This is a genomic window from Pseudomonas sp. PDM25 (genome assembly GCF_019219045.1).
In the GTDB taxonomy this organism is placed as follows: domain Bacteria; phylum Pseudomonadota; class Gammaproteobacteria; order Pseudomonadales; family Pseudomonadaceae; genus Aquipseudomonas.
The window spans coordinates 1-1505 of record NZ_JAHUWL010000050.1 but is presented as its reverse complement, the minus strand read 5'-3'; the positions used below and the strand labels follow the sequence as shown (position 1 = coordinate 1505).

Annotated in this window: 4 protein-coding genes and 1 pseudogene; 1 reads left to right on the top strand and 4 read right to left on the bottom strand. The window is 52.4% G+C overall.

All coding sequences use genetic code 11. The features are described 5' to 3' along the window. Nucleotides 1-265 precede the first annotated feature (265 nt). Both KW848_RS31240 and csrA read right to left on the bottom strand, forming a co-directional pair. The gene (locus KW848_RS31240; RefSeq protein WP_218539166.1) at nucleotides 266-469 is read right to left on the bottom strand and encodes a hypothetical protein; all 204 of its coding nucleotides are present in this window, start codon (nucleotides 467-469) and stop codon (nucleotides 266-268) included. Next, the gene (gene csrA / locus KW848_RS31235) at nucleotides 469-648 is read right to left on the bottom strand and encodes a carbon storage regulator CsrA (protein ID WP_218539165.1); all 180 of its coding nucleotides are present in this window, start codon (nucleotides 646-648) and stop codon (nucleotides 469-471) included. The genes KW848_RS31240 and csrA overlap by 1 nt, the downstream gene beginning before the upstream one ends. Between csrA and KW848_RS31230 the strand changes: the two genes are divergently transcribed. Further along, nucleotides 647-838 (top strand): hypothetical protein, encoded by a 192-nt coding sequence (locus KW848_RS31230; RefSeq protein WP_218539164.1) that lies wholly within the window; start codon nucleotides 647-649, stop codon nucleotides 836-838. The two genes, csrA and KW848_RS31230, sit on opposite strands and share 2 nt — an antisense overlap. Nucleotides 839-912: 74 nt before the next feature. Here KW848_RS31230 and KW848_RS32715 read toward each other — a convergent pair whose 3' ends face one another. Beyond that, nucleotides 913-1116 (bottom strand): inovirus-type Gp2 protein, encoded by a 204-nt coding sequence (locus KW848_RS32715; protein ID WP_375154767.1) that lies wholly within the window; start codon nucleotides 1114-1116, stop codon nucleotides 913-915. A 276-nt stretch (nucleotides 1117-1392) separates the two neighbouring features. Then, nucleotides 1393-1505, bottom strand: a pseudogene (locus KW848_RS32095) (oxidoreductase); the annotation flags it as partial.

The window sequence follows — 1505 nt, the reverse complement described above, 5'->3', positions numbered from 1 at the left end:
CTTGAAGTCGTGACGAACCGAGGGGATCAGTAATGTGAAGTGCGCAGTATTGGCTGGCGCGAACATACGCTTATCCTTAAGCAGAAAGAGGTGAGCAGGACACTAGGAGGAAACAGACCGGGGAGTGTGTGAAGTACGGAGGCCCCTTTAGGGACGGCAAAATATCCGAATAAGGTCCACAGTGGCCCAATGCAAAGTTGAGCAGTGATTAATGCGCTGCACAATTAATTAAATTAACGCACCGAAGCCTAACACTGTTACGGGATTATTCAGGCGACCCCTCCAGCGCATTGATCGTGTCGATTTGCGCTTCAATAACGATGCCTTGGTGGATGAGGCTGATAAAGGTTGCCTCTCCTCGCGCCCGATCTTCTTTATTCCACTTGGGGCTAGCGTCAATCAAACGGCTAATGCCCTCAACAAAGAAGTGCCGGTCTTGTCGTAGTTCATCAATGACACTCTGCGTCATTAGAGTTGTTCCAGTTTTTCAGCCTGAATGCGTTGATAGATCTCTTCGCGGTGGACAGCCACCGATTCAGGTGCCTCTATTCCGACCCGGACTTGCTTGCCGCAATCCGCCGCCACAGTGATTCTGATGTCGTTGTTGATGCGGATGGTTTCGCCTAGCTGCAGGTCGAGAATCAACATGGTTCTGCTCATTGAAAAGGATGTGGATGACGGCTATTTACTTACTGTCGCCAACGATTTAGAAACCAAGAGCGGATCGCTGGGAGGGGACTGCATTGCCCCCTTAAGAGCGCGACTGGTGTTATTTCCTTTGCTACGACCGAATCCAGCAATAGTTAGCGCAACAGCGCATTTAAATAGATTAGATTAAACTACGAGAAAGACACCCTGCGATGTCTCATATATTTAATCCATTGTCTCAAGACGTCTCTCAACATCGTTTGCTCAACAACCGAGTTGACCATCGCCATAGTGCTTAGTCGCAGCTTTGCACAGGTAGCTCGAGCGACGAAAGGACTCATCGTGACCAAGGTAGTCCTGCCGAGTCAGATGGAACGTGGACTCCCTGGGGATATGCACAGCCCCCAACACGTCAGACACGGGCAAGCGTAAAGCGCTAGCCCAAGCTGACTCGAGTCGGCTGTACAGGTTCGTACCCTCAAACCCAATCAGGATGATTGATCAGGCCGCGCTCACGGTGCTTTTAGCCGCCCCGCGCTGTGCTACCCAATAGGATCGCAAATCCGAGGTTCGCGACCTGCCTGGGAGTGGCACGGCGCTACCGTGGCTCACATCAGCGTGACTAGACTTTCATCAACTGCCAGGCGCGTCCACTGCCAGACCTTGATCAGGCCGTTGAGACAGTACTAGCGAAATCCGAAATCCGAGAGCGACTTACAACCGTCGCTCAACGAGATATTGAACTCAAGGCTGCTGCCGTGTTGCCGCCAACACGATCTCCCGGATGCACACATGTTGCGGCTGCTCGTAGGCATAACGAATCGCTGAGGCGACGTCGTCGGCACTGAGCACGGTGC

Excerpts from the sequence above, each read along its gene's own strand:
- KW848_RS31240 (WP_218539166.1), bottom strand. The coding sequence starts at position 469 with ATGACGCAGAGTGTCATTGATGAACTACGACAAGACCGGCACTTCTTT.
- csrA (WP_218539165.1), bottom strand. The coding sequence starts at position 648 with ATGTTGATTCTCGACCTGCAGCTAGGCGAAACCATCCGCATCAACAAC.
- KW848_RS31230 (WP_218539164.1), top strand. The coding sequence starts at position 647 with ATGGTTCTGCTCATTGAAAAGGATGTGGATGACGGCTATTTACTTACT.